This is a genomic window from Pseudomonas sp. 18173 (genome assembly GCF_050432945.1).
Lineage (GTDB): Bacteria > Pseudomonadota > Gammaproteobacteria > Pseudomonadales > Pseudomonadaceae > Aquipseudomonas.
Genome location: NZ_JBKFTN010000003.1, coordinates 189,701 through 207,431 on the forward strand (window position 1 = coordinate 189,701; position 17,731 = coordinate 207,431).

Annotated in this window: 15 protein-coding genes; 7 read left to right on the forward strand and 8 right to left on the reverse strand. The window is 61.5% G+C overall.

Annotated features, from left to right (window positions below; translation table 11 throughout):
- Nucleotides 1-198 precede the first annotated feature (198 nt).
- The 3 genes from ACLD1X_RS04760 to ACLD1X_RS04770 are packed head-to-tail and all read left to right on the forward strand — an operon-like array spanning nucleotide 199 to nucleotide 2,059.
- Nucleotides 199-606: a TIR domain-containing protein gene (locus ACLD1X_RS04760; protein WP_057397723.1), complete on the forward strand. Its 408-nt coding sequence runs from the start codon at nucleotides 199-201 to the stop codon at nucleotides 604-606.
- Between the two features lie 2 nt (nucleotides 607-608).
- Complete coding sequence (locus ACLD1X_RS04765) at nucleotides 609-1,568, forward strand: caspase family protein (RefSeq protein ID WP_429366341.1); 960 nt, start codon at nucleotides 609-611, stop codon at nucleotides 1,566-1,568.
- Nucleotides 1,568-2,059, forward strand: a complete 492-nt coding sequence (locus tag ACLD1X_RS04770; protein ID WP_429366342.1) for a toll/interleukin-1 receptor domain-containing protein — start codon at nucleotides 1,568-1,570, stop codon at nucleotides 2,057-2,059. Before ACLD1X_RS04765 ends, ACLD1X_RS04770 begins: the two co-directional genes overlap by 1 nt.
- A 491-nt stretch (nucleotides 2,060-2,550) precedes the next feature.
- Here the strand turns inward: ACLD1X_RS04770 and motB are convergent, their stop codons facing one another.
- Both motB and motA read right to left on the reverse strand, forming a co-directional pair.
- Nucleotides 2,551-3,597 carry a flagellar motor protein MotB gene (gene motB, locus ACLD1X_RS04775; RefSeq protein ID WP_429366343.1) on the reverse strand — a complete coding sequence of 349 codons (1,047 nt, stop codon included), beginning with the start codon at nucleotides 3,595-3,597 and terminating at the stop codon, nucleotides 2,551-2,553.
- Between the two features lie 3 nt (nucleotides 3,598-3,600).
- Nucleotides 3,601-4,452, reverse strand: a complete 852-nt coding sequence (gene motA, locus ACLD1X_RS04780; protein ID WP_429366344.1) for a flagellar motor stator protein MotA — start codon at nucleotides 4,450-4,452, stop codon at nucleotides 3,601-3,603.
- A 166-nt stretch (nucleotides 4,453-4,618) separates the two neighbouring features.
- On the opposite strand from motA, the gene ACLD1X_RS04785 reads away from it, so the two are divergent.
- The 3 genes from ACLD1X_RS04785 to asd are packed head-to-tail and all read left to right on the forward strand — an operon-like array spanning nucleotide 4,619 to nucleotide 7,893.
- Nucleotides 4,619-6,157 (forward strand): HDOD domain-containing protein, encoded by a 1,539-nt coding sequence (locus tag ACLD1X_RS04785; RefSeq protein ID WP_429366345.1) that lies wholly within the window; start codon nucleotides 4,619-4,621, stop codon nucleotides 6,155-6,157.
- A gap of 41 nt (nucleotides 6,158-6,198) precedes the next feature.
- Nucleotides 6,199-7,014 (forward strand): thiosulfate sulfurtransferase, encoded by an 816-nt coding sequence (gene rhdA / locus ACLD1X_RS04790; protein WP_429366346.1) that lies wholly within the window; start codon nucleotides 6,199-6,201, stop codon nucleotides 7,012-7,014.
- Nucleotides 7,015-7,032: 18 nt separating this feature from the next.
- Nucleotides 7,033-7,893, forward strand: a complete 861-nt coding sequence (gene asd / locus ACLD1X_RS04795; RefSeq protein WP_429366347.1) for an archaetidylserine decarboxylase — start codon at nucleotides 7,033-7,035, stop codon at nucleotides 7,891-7,893.
- A 128-nt stretch (nucleotides 7,894-8,021) separates the two neighbouring features.
- Here the strand turns inward: asd and serB are convergent, their stop codons facing one another.
- Complete coding sequence (gene serB / locus ACLD1X_RS04800) at nucleotides 8,022-9,236, reverse strand: phosphoserine phosphatase SerB (RefSeq protein ID WP_429366348.1); 1,215 nt, start codon at nucleotides 9,234-9,236, stop codon at nucleotides 8,022-8,024.
- A 135-nt stretch (nucleotides 9,237-9,371) separates the two neighbouring features.
- Between serB and ACLD1X_RS04805 the strand changes: the two genes are divergently transcribed.
- On the forward strand, nucleotides 9,372-10,889 hold the full coding sequence (locus tag ACLD1X_RS04805) for an AhpA/YtjB family protein (protein WP_429366349.1): 1,518 nt from the start codon (nucleotides 9,372-9,374) through the stop codon (nucleotides 10,887-10,889).
- A 252-nt stretch (nucleotides 10,890-11,141) separates the two neighbouring features.
- On the opposite strand, the gene ACLD1X_RS04810 is transcribed toward ACLD1X_RS04805, so the two are convergent.
- From ACLD1X_RS04810 to parE, 5 genes are all read right to left on the reverse strand, one after another.
- Nucleotides 11,142-11,858 carry a PqiC family protein gene (locus tag ACLD1X_RS04810; RefSeq protein ID WP_429366350.1) on the reverse strand — a complete coding sequence of 239 codons (717 nt, stop codon included), beginning with the start codon at nucleotides 11,856-11,858 and terminating at the stop codon, nucleotides 11,142-11,144.
- 175 nt (nucleotides 11,859-12,033) lie between these two features.
- A complete protein-coding gene (gene parC / locus ACLD1X_RS04815; protein ID WP_429366351.1) occupies nucleotides 12,034-14,301 on the reverse strand; it encodes a DNA topoisomerase IV subunit A in 2,268 nt (755 codons plus the stop codon).
- 7 nt (nucleotides 14,302-14,308) lie between these two features.
- On the reverse strand, nucleotides 14,309-14,833 hold the full coding sequence (locus tag ACLD1X_RS04820) for a retropepsin-like aspartic protease family protein (protein WP_429366352.1): 525 nt from the start codon (nucleotides 14,831-14,833) through the stop codon (nucleotides 14,309-14,311).
- Nucleotides 14,830-15,819: an esterase-like activity of phytase family protein gene (locus ACLD1X_RS04825; RefSeq protein ID WP_429366353.1), complete on the reverse strand. Its 990-nt coding sequence runs from the start codon at nucleotides 15,817-15,819 to the stop codon at nucleotides 14,830-14,832. Before ACLD1X_RS04825 ends, ACLD1X_RS04820 begins: the two co-directional genes overlap by 4 nt.
- Nucleotides 15,819-17,723, reverse strand: coding sequence for a DNA topoisomerase IV subunit B (gene parE, locus ACLD1X_RS04830; protein ID WP_429366354.1), 1,905 nt, complete (start codon nucleotides 17,721-17,723; stop codon nucleotides 15,819-15,821). Before parE ends, ACLD1X_RS04825 begins: the two co-directional genes overlap by 1 nt.
- Nucleotides 17,724-17,731: the final 8 nt, after the last annotated feature.

Consider the following 17,731-nt stretch of genomic DNA (forward strand, 5'->3'; position numbering starts at 1 on the left):
CAGCCGCGCCGACCGTCCTGCTTTCAGCGGGGCGGTCGGTGGCCGGATCTTCCCCCCAGTTAAACGTCAGACCTTTCCGTAAGGCGTCCGCGCGCGCACTCGTAGGACATTTCTCTTTCCGCGCCCACCCCTTGTGGCCACCCTGCAATCGCCTAAGTTCAAACCCTCTTCGCACTCCAGCGACACCGAGGGACACCCATGCAAACCTACCATCTGTTCATCAGCCACTCGTGGAACTACTCCGACGCCCACGACAATCTCGTGCGCCTGCTCAACGCCAAGCCGGGTTTCACCTACAAGAATTTTTCGGTGCCACCGGACAACCCGATTGTCGGCGCGAAAACCGACAAGCAACTTGAGGAAGCCATCGAAAACAAGATCCGTCCATGTTCGGCGGTGCTGATCATGGCCGGGATGTATTCCACCTACAGCAAGTGGATCAACAAGGAAATCGAGATCGCCAAGCGCATGGGCAAGGTGATCATTGCGATCAAACCGTTCGGCGCCGAACGCATTTCCACGGTAGTCCGTGACGCGGCACACGCCGAATGCGCGTGGAACACCAACAGCATCATCAATGCGATTCGCGAGCATACGGCGGTGTAACCATGCGCAAGGGACTGTTTATCGGCATCAACGACTACACCCACGTTTCGCGGCTGAGCGGCTGCAGCAATGACGCCATGGCGATGGCTTCCGTGCTGAAGACCGACGCCAACGGCGATCCGAACTTCAAGAACATCGTACTGACCTCCGCCGAGGACTACCTGAGCCGGGAAAAACTCGAAGACCAGATCCGCGAGTTGTTTTCCGGGGACTGCAATGTCGCGCTGCTGTATTTCGCCGGCCACGGCAGCTTCGACCTCGACACCGACGAAGGCATGTTGATCCCACAGGACTACAGGAGCGCCAAGGACGGGATTCGCCTCAGCGACATTCTCAACTGGGCGAGCAAAGCCACGAAGATCAAAAACAAAGTGATCATTCTCGATTGCTGCCAGAGTGGCTCGGCCGGCGAGCTGCGCGCCTTGCGCAGTGAGGGCAGCGTTGTCGGTGAAGGCATGACCATTCTGACCGCCTGCAAAAAGGAAGAACCGGCGATGGAGGGCGCACAACACGGCGTGTTCACCGGATTGTTGCTCCAGGCCCTGCACGGGGGAGCTGCAAACATCCTGGGCAAGATCACGCCCGGCAGCCTCTATTCGTTTGTCGACAACGCCCTCGACGCCTGGGAACAGCGCCCGGTGTTCAAGACCAACGTGTCGCAGTTCATTTCCCTGCGCGAAGTGTCGCCACTGATCCCCAAGGACATCCTGCGCAAACTCCCCGAATGGTTTGCCGAAGCGGAGTCGATCTACCCTCTCGCCCCCAGCTTTGAGCCCACCGAGCCTGAATTCAACCCGGAACAGGGCGAGGTCTTCGCCCAGCTGCAAAAGTGCAATCGCCACAGCCTCATCGAACCGGTGGACGCCGAGCACATGTACTACGCCGCCATCCACGCCACCGGCTGCCGCCTCACCGCCCTCGGCGCCTACTACCGCGAGCTCGCGATCAAGGGACACTTCTGATGCCAGTGTTTATCAGCTACCGCCACATGGACCGCGCCCACGCGGTCAAAATCAACACGCGCCTGATGCAGGCCAATATCAAGACCTACCTCGACGTACTGGATGCCGAATCCCAGACCACCGACGACATCACCGGGGTGATTACGCGCAACATCAGCGAATGCACACACCTGCTGGCCGTGGTGTCGGAGAAAACCGCACTGTCCTGGTGGGTGCCGTTCGAAATCGGCGAGGCGACCATCACCAACCGGCGCATCTGCTCGTTCAAGACCGGCCCGGCTGAGCTGCCGCTGTACCTGGACAAGTGGCCGAAGCTGACCAGCGACCGGGACATCGAATTCTTTATCGATGCCTATCGCAACGAAGCGACGCTCAAGCGTTCAATGTCACTGGATTCCGTGACCGGCAGCGAGTCGGTGCGCAGCGTCAACAGGGGTAACGCAGAACGATTCCACACTGACTTGAAGTCCAGAATTACTCGGGGTTTCTGACGTCAATTCGCTCCCGGATCCATCCTCTTGACCGGTCATTAGACCGCCTCGCTTTGGCTTTGGCTTTGGCTGTTGCTTTGGCTTTCGATCTGCTTGCCCCCTCGAGAGGCCGAGCGCAGGTTCTGCGCAGTGGGCAACCCGGCATGGATGCCGGGTTAGCCGCGTACGGCCATGGATGGCCGATCGCGGCGGGCCCACGGAGCAGGACCGGAGCGAGGGCATGCCGAGCCTTGGCGAGGCACCGAACGTCAGGGGCAAGAGCCCTTGGTTACTTGGGGCTCTTCCAAGTAACTCGCCGTAAGGGCGAAACCATAAGTGGCCGTTACCGCAGAAACGGATATGTACACCACCAAAAAAATCACGCCAACCATGAGGCCGCTATCGCCAGCAAGCCGGCTCCTACAAAGGGTCGTGCTCCTACTGAAAATGAAGCAGCCTCCAAACCAGTGAAACCACAAAAAAGCCGACATCACTGTCGGCTTTTTTGTCGGTCACTGCTTGGGCGGTTCAGCCGGTTTGGCTGGCTCACCCGGTTTCGGTGCCGGGTCATCGAACAGATTCAGTCGCTCGCGCAGTTCATGAGCCGGCAGCGGCTCCTTGTCCGCCGGCAACGCATTCGGGTCGACCGGGGCAGCTGGCGTGGCTCCCGGAGCTGCCGAACCTTGCGGCGCATCAGGAGCAGCCTCCGCCCCTTGAGAACCTTCAATCGCACGCTGGGCCTTCTTGGTCAACACCACGATGTCGATACGACGGTTGACCGGGTTAAACGGATGCTCACGATCGAACAGCGCCGACGAGGCATAACCGACCACACGCGCCACCTGCGCATCCGGATAACTGCCCGCCACCAGGGCACGCCGTGCGGCGTTGGCACGGTTGGCCGAGAGCTCCCAGTTACCGAAATCACCGGTACCGGTGTAGGGCTTGGCATCGGTGTGACCGCTGATGCTGATCTTGTTCGGCACCGCCTTGATGGTGTCGGCCATGGCCAGCAGGATGTCTTCGAAATACGGCTTCAGACGGGCCGAACCCGAATCGAACATCGGGCGGTTTTCCGCATCCATGATCTGGATACGCAGGCCATCCGGGGTGATTTCGAACAGGATCTGATCCTTGAATTTCTGCAGCTGCGGGTTCTCGTCAACCTTGTTCTGCAGTTCTTGCAGCAACAGTTCGAGACGTTCCTTTTCAACCTGCTCGGCCATGCCTTCGACCTGGTCGGTATCGACGGTAACCTTGTCCGGCTGCGGCTGGGACTTCACCTCGGGGTTGAGGGTGTTTTCCGGCGCCAGGGTCGGCGTGCCGCCCAGATCAATGATGTACGGCGTACCGCTTTCGGAAAAGCCGATCGGGTCCTTGAAGTAACCGGCGATGGCAATCTTCTGTTCCGGTGTGGCGGTGGACAGCAGCCACAACACCAGGAAGAACGCCATCATCGCCGTGGCGAAGTCGGCGAAGGCGATTTTCCAGGCGCCTCCGTGATGCCCGCCGGCGTAGCGCTTGACGCGCTTGATGATTATCGGCTGATTGTTCTCCATGGCTTAGCGACCGCGAACCGCTTGTTCCAGCTCGGCGAAGCTAGGACGGTGCGCCGGGTACAGGACCTTGCGCCCGAACTCCACGGCCAGCGATGGCGGCATGCCGGAAGCCGAAGCCACCAGCGAGGCCTTGATGGCTTCGTAGACATTCAGCTCTTCCTTGGCATCGTGGGCCAGGGAGTGAGCCAGCGGGCCGAAGAAACCGTAGGCGGCGAGAATACCGAAGAAGGTACCGACCAGTGCTGCACCCACGTGCAGGCCGATGGACTTCTGGTCACCTTCACCCAGCGAAGCCATGGTCACCACGATACCCAGTACCGCCGCGACGATACCGAAACCGGGCATGGCGTCGGCGATGCCGTTGACCGCGTGGGATGGGTGTTCCAGGTCTTCCTTGAGGCTGAACAGCTCCATGTCGAACAGGCCTTCCAGCTCGTGCGGAGCCATGTTGCCGGAGGACATGATGCGCAGGTAATCGCAGATGAACGCGGTCATGCGCTCGTCCTTGAGCACCGCCGGGTACTTGGCGAAGATCGGGCTCGCAGCGGCATCTTCGATGTCGCCTTCGATGGCCATCATGCCTTCACGGCGGCTCTTGTTGAGGATCTCGTAGATCAGGCCCAGCACTTCAAGATAGAAGCCGTGGTTGAAACGTGAACTGAACATGCCCAGGGACTTCTTGAGCACGTGCATCGTCATGTGGCCGGGGTTGGCCTGCAAGAATGCGCCGAGGGCCGCACCACCGATAATCATGACCTCGAAAGGCTGGATCAGGGCGGCAATCTTGCCGTGGGAAAGCACGTATCCGCCGAGCACGCTCGCGAATACGACGATGATGCCGATAATTTTAGCCATAGGTAGGAGAGTACTTACTGAGTCGGGTTCAAGGTCATATTCGGAAGTTAAAAAATCTCTTCTTCTACTTATCGGCAAAACTGCGCCAGACTATAGCCAGTTCAGGCGAAAAGCCAATTTGACCCACTCCGGGCCTGGGTAATGCTGACGATGATCGCCTCCAACCATGGTTAACGAAACGAACGTTCCAACGCCAAAACCGACGACGCTCGAAGGCTGGGTCAAGCTGCTCGATGGCGTACGCCTTCCCGTCCCGCAAGCCAGCCACGACCTTGTCTGCAAGGCCATCCGCGACAATCGCAGCTCGCTGCGCGACATCGCCGACCTCATGCAAGGCAGCCCGGCCCTGGCCTTGAGCGTGATTCGCGAAGCCAACCGGCACACCCACGGCAGCATGACCGAGCCTGCGGAAAACCTCGAGATCGCGATCAATCGCCTTGGCCTCAAGCGCACCGAAGAACTGCTCGCGCGCTTGCCCGCCGAACCCCAGTCCGAGATTCCCAAAGCCTTGCGTCAGCTGCAGATGATCAGCCAGCACGCCACGCAACAGGCCAACGGTTTTTTTGCCAGTCGCCTGGCGCGCCTGTGGCAGGACATCCACTGGGGTAGCCTGCTGTTCCTTTCGCCCCTGTGGCCGTTGGCGCTGACCCATCCAGAACTGCTCGAAGACTGGGAGCTGCGGGTCATCCATAAAGGCGAGTCGGCACGCAAAGTCGAACAGCAACTGTTTGGCGTCCGCCTGCTGGACATCGGCCAGGCACTGGTGGAAATCTGGCGCCTGCCGATCTGGGTGCAGCAAGGCTATCGACTGCTGCTCACTGAACAGCGGGAACTGGTGAAAGTCCTGCGCATTGCCCGTGACAGCGAGCATCCTCTGCGCCAGCAGAACCGCCTCGATGACGATCCGACGCTGCGCCGCTGGCTCAATCAGCCGGCCAATACGGTGCTGCTGGCCAACGGGCTGGCACTGTCGGCACAGCACGCCTGGGACAGCCCGCACAGTGAGCGCTGGCAGTACCTGACCAGCCTTTACCTGCAAATGCCCATGGACGAGGTGCAGCAGCAACTGCACCAGCAAGCCGCCAACAGCGCTCGCCAGCATGCCATGCCCGATCTCTGGCACCCCGCCGAAGCGCTGATCTGGCCGTGGGGCATGAACCGCATCCACGCCGGACTGCTGCCGGCCGCGGCACCCACCGCCGAAGACCTGGCGAAATGGCGCAAGCAATGCGCCGAACTGCTGGTCGAGCCGAGTCGCTTTACCAACGCCATGCACCTGACCATCGCCGCCCGGGACGCCCTCGCAGCCTGTGGCATGCGTCGGGTGATGATCCTGATGGCCGACCGCACCCACGCCAACCTGCGCGTGCACCAGACGACTGGCCTGCCGAAAGAGGCGGCCGGGCTGAACTTCGTGGTCAGCCAGAGCAAACTGTTGCAACGCCTGCTCGCACAACAGGCCCAGGTCCGCCTGACACCCGCCAACAACGTACAATTCTCGGCCCTGTTGCCCAACGGCCTGCGCTCGCAGTTCAGCGGCGAACACCTGTTGCTGCGCTCGCTGGTCAATAATGGCCGGGTGATCATGATCGTTGTGGCGGATCAGGGCGGTGGGCCGTTTTCGGAAATTTCCGTGCAGGCCTTCGGCAAAACCGCACAATGCATCGAAAAAGCCCTGCACAGCTTTAGCAACCGAGGCCAATAAGCTGCGCTACAATCCTCCCTTTTGTGCTCTGGAGACCTCACATGTCTGACTTCTCTGGCTTGCCGCTGGTGATCGAGCCGAGCGACTTGCTCCCTCGCCTCGACGCCCGCGAACTGATTCTGGTGGACTTGACCAGTGCCGCCCGCTACGCCGAAGGGCACATTCCCGGCGCACGATTTGTCGACCCCAAACGCACCCAACTGGGTCAGGCGCCCGCCCCCGGGCTGATGCCCCCGCAGGCAGCACTCGAAGCGTTGTTCGGTGAGCTGGGACACAACCCCGATGCGGTCTACGTGGTGTATGACGACGAAGGCGGCGGTTGGGCCGGACGCTTTATCTGGCTGCTGGATGTCATCGGCCACAGCAAGTACCACTACCTCAACGGCGGCCTGCCGGCCTGGCTGGCAGAGGGTTCGCCCATGTCGATCCAGATCCCGCCTGCCGTGGGTGGCCCGGTTGCATTGACCTTGCACGACGAACCCACCGCCACCCGTGAATATCTGCAAAGCCGTCTGGGCGCCGCCGACCTGGCCATCTGGGATGCACGTGGGCCGCTGGAGTATTCCGGCGAGAAAGTCCTGGCAGCCAAGGGCGGCCACATTCCCGGCGCGGTCAATTTCGAATGGACCGCCGGTATGGATCAGGCGCGCCAGTTGCGCATCCGCACCGACATGCAGCAGATCCTCGAACAACTCGGGATCAGCAAAGACAAAGAAGTGATTACCCACTGCCAGACCCATCATCGGTCCGGCTTCACCTATCTGGTGGCCAAGGCTCTCGGTTATCCGCGAGTCAAAGGCTACGCCGGCTCCTGGGGCGAATGGGGCAACCATCCCGATACGCCCGTAGAGATTTAAGTTTTTCAAGGACAGTTAATGAACAAGCGTCTGTTTATCGTCAGCCAGTACCTGCTGCCCCACAACCTGCTCTCGCGACTGGCCGGCTGCATCGCCGAATGCCGCGTGCGCTGGTTCAAGAACGCCTTTACCGCCTGGTTCGCCAAGCGTTACCAGGTGGACATGTCCCAGGCACTGGTCGAAGACCTGACCGCCTACGAGCACTTCAATGCGTTCTTCACCCGCGCACTGAAAGACGGTGCCCGCCCGCTGGACGAGACCCCGGGCGCGATCCTCAGCCCGGCCGACGGTGCGATCAGCCAGCTCGGCCCGATCGAGCACGGTCGCGTGTTCCAGGCCAAGGGCCACAGCTTCAGCGTGCTCGAACTGCTCGGCGGCGATGCGGCAAATGCAGCGCCGTTCATGGGCGGCGACTTCGCGACCATCTACCTGTCGCCGAAGGACTACCACCGCGTGCACATGCCACTGGCTGGCACCCTGCGCGAGATGATCTACATCCCGGGTCGCCTGTTCTCGGTCAACCAGACCACCGCTGAAAACGTTCCGGAACTGTTTGCCCGCAACGAACGCGTGGCGTGCATTTTCGACACCGAACGCGGCCCGATGGCCGTGGTACTGGTGGGCGCGATGATCGTGGCCTCGATCGAAACCGTCTGGGCCGGCCTGGTGACGCCGCCGAAGCGCGAACTGAAAACCTTCCGTTACGACGAAGCCGCCCGCGCACCGATCCACCTGGAAAAAGGTGCGGAACTGGGTCGCTTCAAGCTGGGTTCAACCGCTGTCGTGCTGTTCGGGCCGGATCAAGTGAAGTGGGCTGAAGAAATGACCGCCGGTACAGCGGTGCAGATGGGTCAGGGCATGGGTTCACCAAAAGCCTGATCGTCGTACATAACTGTAGGAGCGAGCCTGCTCGCGATGGGCGTTAACGATGACGCGGGCATTCTGATTGCCCGCGTCGCCTCGCCGTTCATCGCGAGCGAGCTCGCTCCTACAGTCTTTTTGCGGTGTTACAGCTGGCCGTCGCGATCTCGGAAGCCCAGCAGGTACAGGACGCCATCCAGCCCAAGGGTGGAGATCGCCTGTTTGGCCGACTGCTTGACCAGCGGCTTGGCACGGAACGCCACGCCCAGCCCGGCAATCGCCAGCATTGGCAGATCGTTGGCACCGTCGCCGACCGCAATGGTCTGCTCCAGACGCAAGCCTTCCTTGTGTGCCAATTCCTTCAACAAGTCCGCCTTGCGCTGCGCATCGACAATCGGCTCGACCGCCACGCCGGTGACTTTGCCGTCGACCACTTCCAGTTCGTTGGCGAACACGTAGTCGATACCCAGCTTGGCCTGCAATTGCTTGGCGAAGTAGGTGAAGCCGCCCGACAGAATCGCAGTCTTGTAGCCCAGGCGCTTGAGTTCGGCGAACAGGGTTTCAGCACCTTCAGTCAGGCGCAGCGAGGCGCCGATGGAATCCAGCACATTGACGTCCAGGCCTTTGAGCAAGGCCAGACGCTCCTTGAAGCTGGCACGGAAATCCAGCTCACCGGCCATTGCCCGCTCGGTGATTTCCGAAACCTTGTCACCCACACCGGCCGCCTTGGCCAGTTCATCGATCACTTCGGCTTCGATCAGCGTCGAGTCCATGTCGAACACCGCCAGTCGACGGTTGCGACGGAACAGCGAATCTTCCTGGAAGGCGATGTCGACATTCAGTTCCTGGGCAACGCTGAGGAACTCGGCCCGCAGTGCCTGCGGATCAGCCGCCTCGCCACGCACGGAAAATTCGATGCAGCCCTTGCCCTTGTCGGCCGGGGTGTCCAGCGGCATGCGCCCGGAAAGACGGTCGATGTGGTCAATGTTCAGGCCATATTTGGCGGTGATCGAGCTCACGGCCTGCAACTGCCCGGCTGTCACCTTGCGGGTCAACAGGGTCACGATGTGGCGTTTTTTGCCCTGGTTGCCGACCCACTGCTGGTAATCCTGTTCGGATACCGGCGTGAAACGCACCTGTTGATCAAGTTCATAGCCCTTGAACAGGATGTCCTTGAGCACGGACTTGCCTTGTTCGGTGTCAGGAATTTCAACCAGGATGCCGAACGACAAGGTGTCGTGGATCACCGCCTGACCGATGTCGAGAATGTTCACACCACCCTGGGCCAGAACGCCGGTAATGGCCGCAGTCAGACCCGGACGGTCCTCACCAGTGATGTTTATCAGGACGATTTCGCGCAAGGCGCACCCCCGCAGGTGGAAAAAAACCGCATTCTACCCACTTTCAGTGACCATCGGGCACCGTGAGCGCTTTGACGGTCTAGGGCCTGTCGCTATACTGCGCGTCAACTTCACGGACAAAAGAGCCGAGCGCAAGTGAACCGGCCCACGCCAGTAAAAACCGACAACTTCTTCCTGCTGATCTTCCGGGCACTGCGTCACCGCCGTGTACCGATTGCATTGCGCATCGCCAGCCATAACGTGATCCTGGTCGCCCTGGCCCTGGTCATCTATGCCGGTGTGATGGGCCTGCAGTTCAAGCAGGCCATGCATGAGCAGGCGGATGCGCTGGGCGAAAGCCTGACCACGCAGACGGCCACCTCGGCCACCGAGCTGTTGGTGTCCAACGACATTCTCAGCCTCAACGTGCTGCTCAACAACCTGACCAAGAACAAGCTGGTGGCCCACGCTGCCATCTACAGCCCGGACAACCGCATCCTCGCCGAATCCGGCCAGCGCCCCAAACATGGCCTGCTGGGCGAAGCCGAGGGCATGTACCAGAGCAAGATCACCTTCCAGGACGTGACCGCCGGGCAATTGCGCATCAGCCTGGACATGGACCAGTTCCAGCAGCCGATGACCATCAGCCTGCAAAGCATGGGCATCCTGAGCGGTATCCTGCTGGCCCTGTCTTTGGCCTTGAGCCTGCGCATGGGGCGTTATCTCTCCACGCCGCTGCTGCAATTGCGGGTGTGGCTGCGCAATATCGATGAATTCACCCCGGCCACCGACCGCCAGGACGAAATCGGTGACCTGGCGCGCCAGCTGCACGCCAACTTCGCCCCGGAACCCGCCCCTGTGCCAGAACCGGAACCGCAGTTCGACGACGTCGAAGACGAGGCCGATCCGGCCTTCGAAGTGCGCAACCTGCGCGATCCGAGTTTTGACGAGAGCCGCCCGGTAGCGGCGCTCAAGCCGGCGCCACGGCAGATCGTCAGCACCGTCGAAGACGACGATGATGAAGACCCGTTCGCCGATCTGCGCGACGAATCACTGGGCAGCAACCCGCAACCGGCCATTCGCCGGGCCACTCCGAGCGTGCCGCAACACAGCGCGGTGCTGGCAGTGCAACTGGGCTCCCAGGAACAACTGCGACGCCTGCCGCGCGCACGCCTGGAAGAACTGCTCGAACGCTATCGCGATTGCCTCGATCAGGCCGCGTCGCTGTATCAAGGCGAAGTGGAGACCTTGAACGATGGCAGCACCTTGATGCTGTTCCACACCGAAGACAGCGGCGACGACTACCTGACCAACGCCGTTTGCTGTGGCGAGCTGCTGCGGGCCTTGGGCCACCAGTTGCAGATCGAAGTCGCGGACAGCGGTATCACCCTGCAATTGCAGCTGGGCCTGACCCTCGGCGAGGAATTGTTCGGCCTGAGCCAGATCGACCTGCTGCTGACTGACCCCGCCCAGGACGCCCTGGCCCTGTCGCAACACAGCCGCAACCTGCTGCTGGTGGAACGCAAGATCAGCGACGACGCACTGATCCGCCAGCGCGCGCGGATCCGCCCGATTGCCAGCCCTGAAGGCGCATGCTGTGTCGAACGCTTGATGGAGCCGTATCCGTCGATGCTTGAACGGCAATTGGCGCGAATGCACGAGCGCCGCGCTTAAGCCTCAGGCCCCGATGTGAAGAAGCCCGCAGATGAGTGATCGTCTGCGGGCTTTTTTGTTGCCTGTACCGGCGCCTTCGCGGGCAAGCCCGCTCCCACAGGGGGCGTGGTCGTACACAAGATCTGTGTTCACAGAGATAATTGTGGGAGCGGGCTTGCCCGCGAAGAGGCCGGAACTGACACCAGATATCTCCAACCTGCAGAAACAACAAAGCCCGCATCAATGCGGGCTTTGTTTCAAATCCATCCAGGCTCAGAAGCGGAACACTTCCATATCCGTACGAATAGGTGCGGCCATCGGGATCTTCGGCTGCTTTTCCTGTTCTACCGCAGGTGCTGCCGCCTTGGCAGTCGCCTGCTTGCGCGGGGCATCGGCGATCGGCGGCTGGTTGGCCAGTGGCTTGAGCGCCACCGACAGTTGCTCGGCCAGGCGTTGCAACAACACGCCCTGCGCCTGAACCTGCGCCGCCGTAGTGCCGGCATGCTGTTCCTGCAAATGGATGATGCGGTTGTCGCGGACCTGCCCGCGACGGTCGATCAGGCGCCATTGTGCGTCGAGGATCGCCGGTTGTTTTTCACCCGAATCCAGGCGCGTGATGGTCAGCAGCACCTGAACGTCCGGGGTAAAGCCCACTGTTGCCGGGGCCAGCACTACGCGCTGGCTGTCCAGGCGACCTGCGACCTGGCGCAGCAGCAACTGATCGATATCCGACGAAAGGCTGCCAGCCCAACGACCATCGGTCGAGGCTTGCAGGCTGCCATCGGGCTGGCGCTGCAACAGGGTTTCGCGTTGCAGGTAGTCGGCCACGGTGACCGGGCCCAACAATACCGCCATGCCCGCGTTCTGCGCAGGCTGAACCGGACTTCCAGCGTCCAGCTGGTACAACGATACCGGCTGGTGAACGCTGCAGCCCGCCAGGCCAAGAACGCTGGCGAGCATGAGAATAAAAGGAAGGCGCAGAGCAGTCATCGTCCCATCCAGGTGATCGCCAAAAAGCTGACCACAGTGAAAATACTCAACAAATATTAAAAATGCGCGGCTACGCCGACGCTTGAAAGGCCATATCATCCGTGAATATGCGTTCCGACTCCAGCGCAAAGCGCCGAACTACGGGTTAAATCGTAGTTCGGCGCTTCTAGGTCGCCTAATTCAGGTTTTCGACGAGCAGCGCATCTACCCGCTGGAAGCCACGCGGCAACTTGTTGCCCCGACGACCACGTTCACCCTTGTAGTGTTCGAGATCGTCCGCTTTCAGTGACAAGGTACGTTTCCCGGCCTGCAAAACCAGTGTTGCACCGTCCGGCAATACGGCGATGTCCGTCACATACTCTTCGCGACTGGCCACTCGTTCACCAGGAATCCCGATGATCTTGTTGCCTTTGCCTTTACCTAATTGTGGCAGGTCGCTGATCTTGAAGATCAGCAGGCGACCTTCGGTCGTCACCGACGCCAGCCAGTTCTGCTCACGATCCGCCACAGGGCGCGGCAACATGACCTTGGCATTGTTCGGCAGGCTCAACAAGGCCTTGCCCGCCTTGTTCTTGGCCTGCAGGTCTTCACCCTTGACCACGAAACCGTAACCGGCGTCGGAGGCGATCACGTACAGCGCATCGTCTTCGGGCATCAGCACGCATTCGAAACTCGCCCCTGGCGGCGGCGTCAGGCGACCGGTCAGCGGCTCGCCCTGGCCACGGGCCGACGGCAAGGTGTGGGCGGCCACCGAATAACTGCGCCCGGTGGAGTCGATAAACACGGCAAACTGGTTGGAGCGCCCGGCTGCCAGCGCCTTGAAACCGTCCCCGGCCTTGTAGGAAAGCCCGGTGGCATCGATCTCGTGGCCTTTGGCGGAGCGAATCCAGCCTTTTTCCGACAACACGACCGTCACTTTCTCGTTCGGCAGCAGATCGTGCTCGGTCAGGGCCTTGGCCTCGGCGCGCTCGACAATCGGCGACCGGCGGTCATCACCGTAGGTTTCAGCGTCCTTGATCAGCTCGCTGCGCACCAGCTTTTTCAACTTGGTTTCGCTGCTCAGCAGGGCTTGCAGCTTGGCTTGTTCCTTGAGCAGCTCATCCTGCTCGGCACGCAGCTTCATCTCTTCCAGTCGCGCCAACTGACGCAGACGGGTGTCGAGGATGTAGTCGGCCTGGATTTCGCTCAGGGCGAAGCGTTCGATCAGCCTGGCCCGTGGCTGCTCCTCGGTACGGATGATGTGGATCACCTCATCCAGGTTGAGGTAGGCAATCAGCAAGCCGTCCAACAGGTGCAGGCGACGCTCGACCTTGTCGAGGCGGAATTGCAGGCGACGACGCACGGTCTGCACCCGGAACTCCAGCCACTCGACCAGCAGCGCGCGCAGGTTTTTCAACTGCGGCTTGCCATCCAGGCCAATGATGTTGATGTTGACCCGGTAGCTCGACTCCAGCTCGGTGCTGGCGAACAGGTGCTGCATCAGCGCATCGTGGTCGAAGTTTTTCCGGGCACCCGGGATGATCACGATCCGGCACGGGTTTTCGTGGTCGGACTCGTCACGCAGGTCGGCAATTTGCGGCGCCTTGGACGGCTTGGCCTGCATCATCGCGGCGATCTGTTCCAGCACCTTGGCACCCGAAACCTGATGCGGCAGCGCGGTGACGATGATGTCGCCGTCTTCGATGTGATACACGGCGCGCATGCGTACGGAACCGCGACCGGTTTCGTAGATTTTCAGCAGGTCGGCGCGCGGGGTGATGATTTCCGCTTCGGTCGGGTAGTCCGGGCCCTGGATGTGTTCACAGAGCTGTTCGACCGTGGCCTTGGGCTCGTCGAGCAGGCGCACGCAGGCGGTGGCGACTTCGCGCAGGTTGTGCGGCGGAACGTCGGTTGCCATGCCCACGGCGATGCCGGTGGTGCCGTTGAGCAGAATGTTTGGCAGACGGGCAGGCAAGACCAGCGGCTCGTCCAGCGTGCCGTCGAAGTTCGGCCCCCAGTCCGCCGTGCCCTGGCCCAGCTCGCTGAGCAGCACTTCGGAATAACGCGACAACCGCGCTTCGGTGTAACGCATGGCGGCGAACGACTTGGGATCATCCGGCGCACCCCAGTTGCCCTGGCCGTCGACCAGCGTGTAGCGATAGCTGAACGGCTGGGCCATCAACACCATGGCTTCGTAGCAGGCCGAGTCGCCGTGGGGGTGGAATTTACCGAGCACGTCACCGACGGTACGCGCCGACTTCTTGTGCTTGGAGTCGGCGTCCAGCCCCAGCTCGCTCATGGCGTAGACGATACGCCGCTGTACCGGTTTCAGGCCGTCGCCGATATGCGGCAAGGCACGGTCCATGATCACGTACATGGAGTAGTTGAGGTAGGCATTTTCGGTGAAGTCAGCCAGTGACCGGCGTTCTACACCGTCCAGGCTGAGATCAAGGGAGTCGCTCATGCGGGCCTCATCGGTTCGTTGTCTGGCGCAGCAGCATGGTGCCACCGCGCTGGGTAAATTCAAGTTTGTTCAGTGCGCTCATGCCGAGCAACACCTGATCGCCATGCAGCCCCGGGGCCACCAGTGCGCGTACATCCCGCAGCACGATGTCGCCCAGTTGCAGGCGTTCGATACGCGTGCGATAGCCCTGGCTCAGGCCATTGGCCGTGCTCAGGGTCACGCCGAATCCTTCTTCGAGCTTCAAGCGTTTGGCCAGGTCCGCCGGGATCGACACGTCGGTCGCCCCGGTGTCGAGCATGAAGTCCACCGGCTGGCCGTTGATCTGGCCGCTGGCGACGAAATGCCCTTGCACATTGCTGACCAGTTTCACCTCTATGAAACCTTCGCCTTCCTCCGAACTGACCACCACGTTCGGATTTTGCTGACGCGCTTCCCACTGGCCGAAAAACCGCGTGGCCAGAAACAGCGCCGCACACCAGGCCAGCACCATGAACACCCGGCCGATGCGCTGCCCCGGCGTTTGCTGCCTCACGGCGTGGCACTCCAGCCGCCTTCCGGCGCAGCGAAACGCCAGACCACCGGACGCACCTCACCATCGGCACGCGGGCCGAAGTTATTGTCGACACCGATCCAGGCGCCCTCGGCATCCACGATCAACGCCTCTTCCAGCCCGTAGTTCTGTGAATAACGTCGGTTGTCCTGCAACAACTCGGCGGCGTACGACCAGCAGCGCTCGACCCTGGCCGTCTGCGGATCCCGGCGGCAGATCTGGTAGGCGTTGCGTTCAAGGGTGAACAGCTTGCCGTTGAACAGCGACAGGTCAGAGAAGTCCCGCGGGACAGCTTTGGCGTGGGCAAACTGCTCCGGCTGCATTTCCATGCCCGCCTCGCTCAGCAGTACGCAGCCACCATCGCAATCCCACACCGTCTGTTTGCGCTTGATCGTCAGCAGCCCGCGACCTTGACGCTCGGCGGCAAGCCACATCTGATCGCCCGCCGGATTGATCGCCAGCCCTTCGAACAGCGCGTTGAATTGCAACAACAGGCCACGGGCCCGTGCCTCGCGAACCAGCATCGGCGAAATTTTCAGCCAGGCGGCTGGCCCCGTTGGCGGCACTTGCAAGACAGCGGCATGGCCTTCACTGACCACGTAACGATTACCGGCGCTGTCGCAGGTGATGCCCTCGAAGTCCAGGTCGCCGCCACGCACGAACGAAGCCCCCCAGACACGAGACTTAAGCCCCCAGGGCAAACCGCTGTCAGGCACCGGCGGTACGTCGATGTGCACCGTTTCGGCCTGCCAGGCGGATTCGCTGGTATCCAGGCGATAGATCTGATCATCGTCGCGGTCGGACACCGCCCACAAATCATTGCCGCACTGCGCCAGCCCGGACAGGTTGCCGCCACGCATGCCGTCCACGACATGCCCGGACAACAGGCGCAACTGCGGCACCGGCTCGGCGAATACCGTGATCGATGTCAGCAGCAACCCACAGGCCAGGGCAAAGCCCAGACGCATCAGCCCAGAACCTCGGCCAGGTTGCCCTTCGACTCCAGCCAGGTCTTGCGGTCGCCGGCGCGTTTCTTCGCCAGCAGCATGTCCATCATTTCCGAGGTGGCCTCGAAATCTTCCAGGGTCAGTTGCACCAGGCGCCGGGTGTTCGGGTCCATGGTGGTCTCGCGCAACTGCGGCGGGTTCATTTCGCCCAGACCTTTGAATCGCGTGACCTGCGGCTTGCCGCGTTTCTTCTCGGCCACCAGGCGATCAAGAATACCGTCGCGTTCGGCTTCATCCAGGGCGTAGTAGATTTCCTTGCCCAGGTCGATGCGATACAGCGGCGGCATGGCCACATAAACGTGACCGGCATCCACCAGCGGGCGGAAATGCTGGACGAACAAGGCGCACAGCAAGGTGGCGATGTGCAGACCGTCGGAGTCGGCGTCGGCGAGGATGCAGATCTTGCCGTAGCGCAACTGGCTCATGTCGGCCGCGCCCGGATCGACACCGATCGCCACGGCGATGTTGTGCACTTCCTGGCTGGCCAGCACTTCACTGCCGTCGACTTCCCAGGTGTTGAGGATCTTGCCGCGCAACGGCAGGATCGCCTGGAACTCTTTGTCCCGCGCCTGCTTGGCCGAGCCGCCGGCGGAGTCACCTTCCACCAGGAACAGCTCGGAACGCATCGGGTCCTGCCCGGCACAGTCGGCCAGTTTGCCCGGCAGCGCCGGGCCCTGGGTAATGCGTTTACGCTCGACCTTCTTGCTGGCCTTGAGGCGACGGCCGGCGTTGTTGATCGCCAGTTCCGCCAGCAGCATGCCGGTTTCCGGGTTGGCGTTGAGCCACAGGCTGAATGCATCCTTGACCACACCGGAGACAAACGCCGCCGCTTCACGGGACGACAGGCGCTCCTTGGTCTGGCCGGAGAATTGCGGTTCCTGCATCTTCATCGACAAAACGAAGGCAATGCGCTCCCAGACGTCCTCCGGCGCCAGCTTCACGCCGCGCGGCAACAGGCTGCGGAATTCGCAGAATTCGCGCATGGCGTCGAGCAAGCCCTGACGCAAACCATTGACGTGAGTGCCGCCCTGGGCCGTAGGGATCAGGTTGACGTAGCTTTCCTGGACCGCGTCGCCACCTTCGGGCAGCCACAGCAGCGCCCAATCCACCGCTTCCTTGTTACCGGCCAGGCTGCCGCAGAACGGCTCGTCCGGCAGGCGTTCGAATTCGCTGACTGCATCCACCAGATAGGAACGCAGGCCGTCTTCGTAATGCCATTCGACTTTCTCGCCGGTGGCCTTGTCTTCAAAGCTGACCAGCAGCCCCGGGCACAACACGGCCTTGGCCTTGAGCACGTGCTTGAGGCGGCTGATGGAGAATTTAGGGGAGTCGAAGTATTTCGGATCCGGCGAGAAGAACACGCTGGTACCGGTGTTGCGCTTGCCGACAGTGCCGACGATTTCCAGCTCGGTGGCCTTGTAGCCATCCTTGAAGGTCATCTGGTATTCGTTGCCGTCACGCTTGACCCGCACCCGCACTTCGGTCGACAAGGCGTTGACCACGGAAATACCCACCCCGTGCAAACCGCCGGAGAACTGGTAGTTCTTGTTGGAAAACTTGCCACCGGCATGAAGCTTGGTGAGGATCAACTCGACGCCCGACACACCTTCCTCGGGGTGAATGTCCACCGGCATGCCACGGCCGTCATCGCTGACTTCCAGGGAATGGTCGGCATGCAGGATCACCTGCACCGAACTGGCATGCCCGGCCAGGGCTTCGTCGACACTGTTGTCGATGACTTCCTGGGCAAGGTGGTTCGGCCGACTGGTGTCGGTGTACATGCCGGGGCGTTTGCGCACCGGGTCGAGGCCCGAGAGGACTTCGATGGCGTCTGCGTTATAAGAGCTAGCGCTGGGAGTGGCCATGGGGTCTC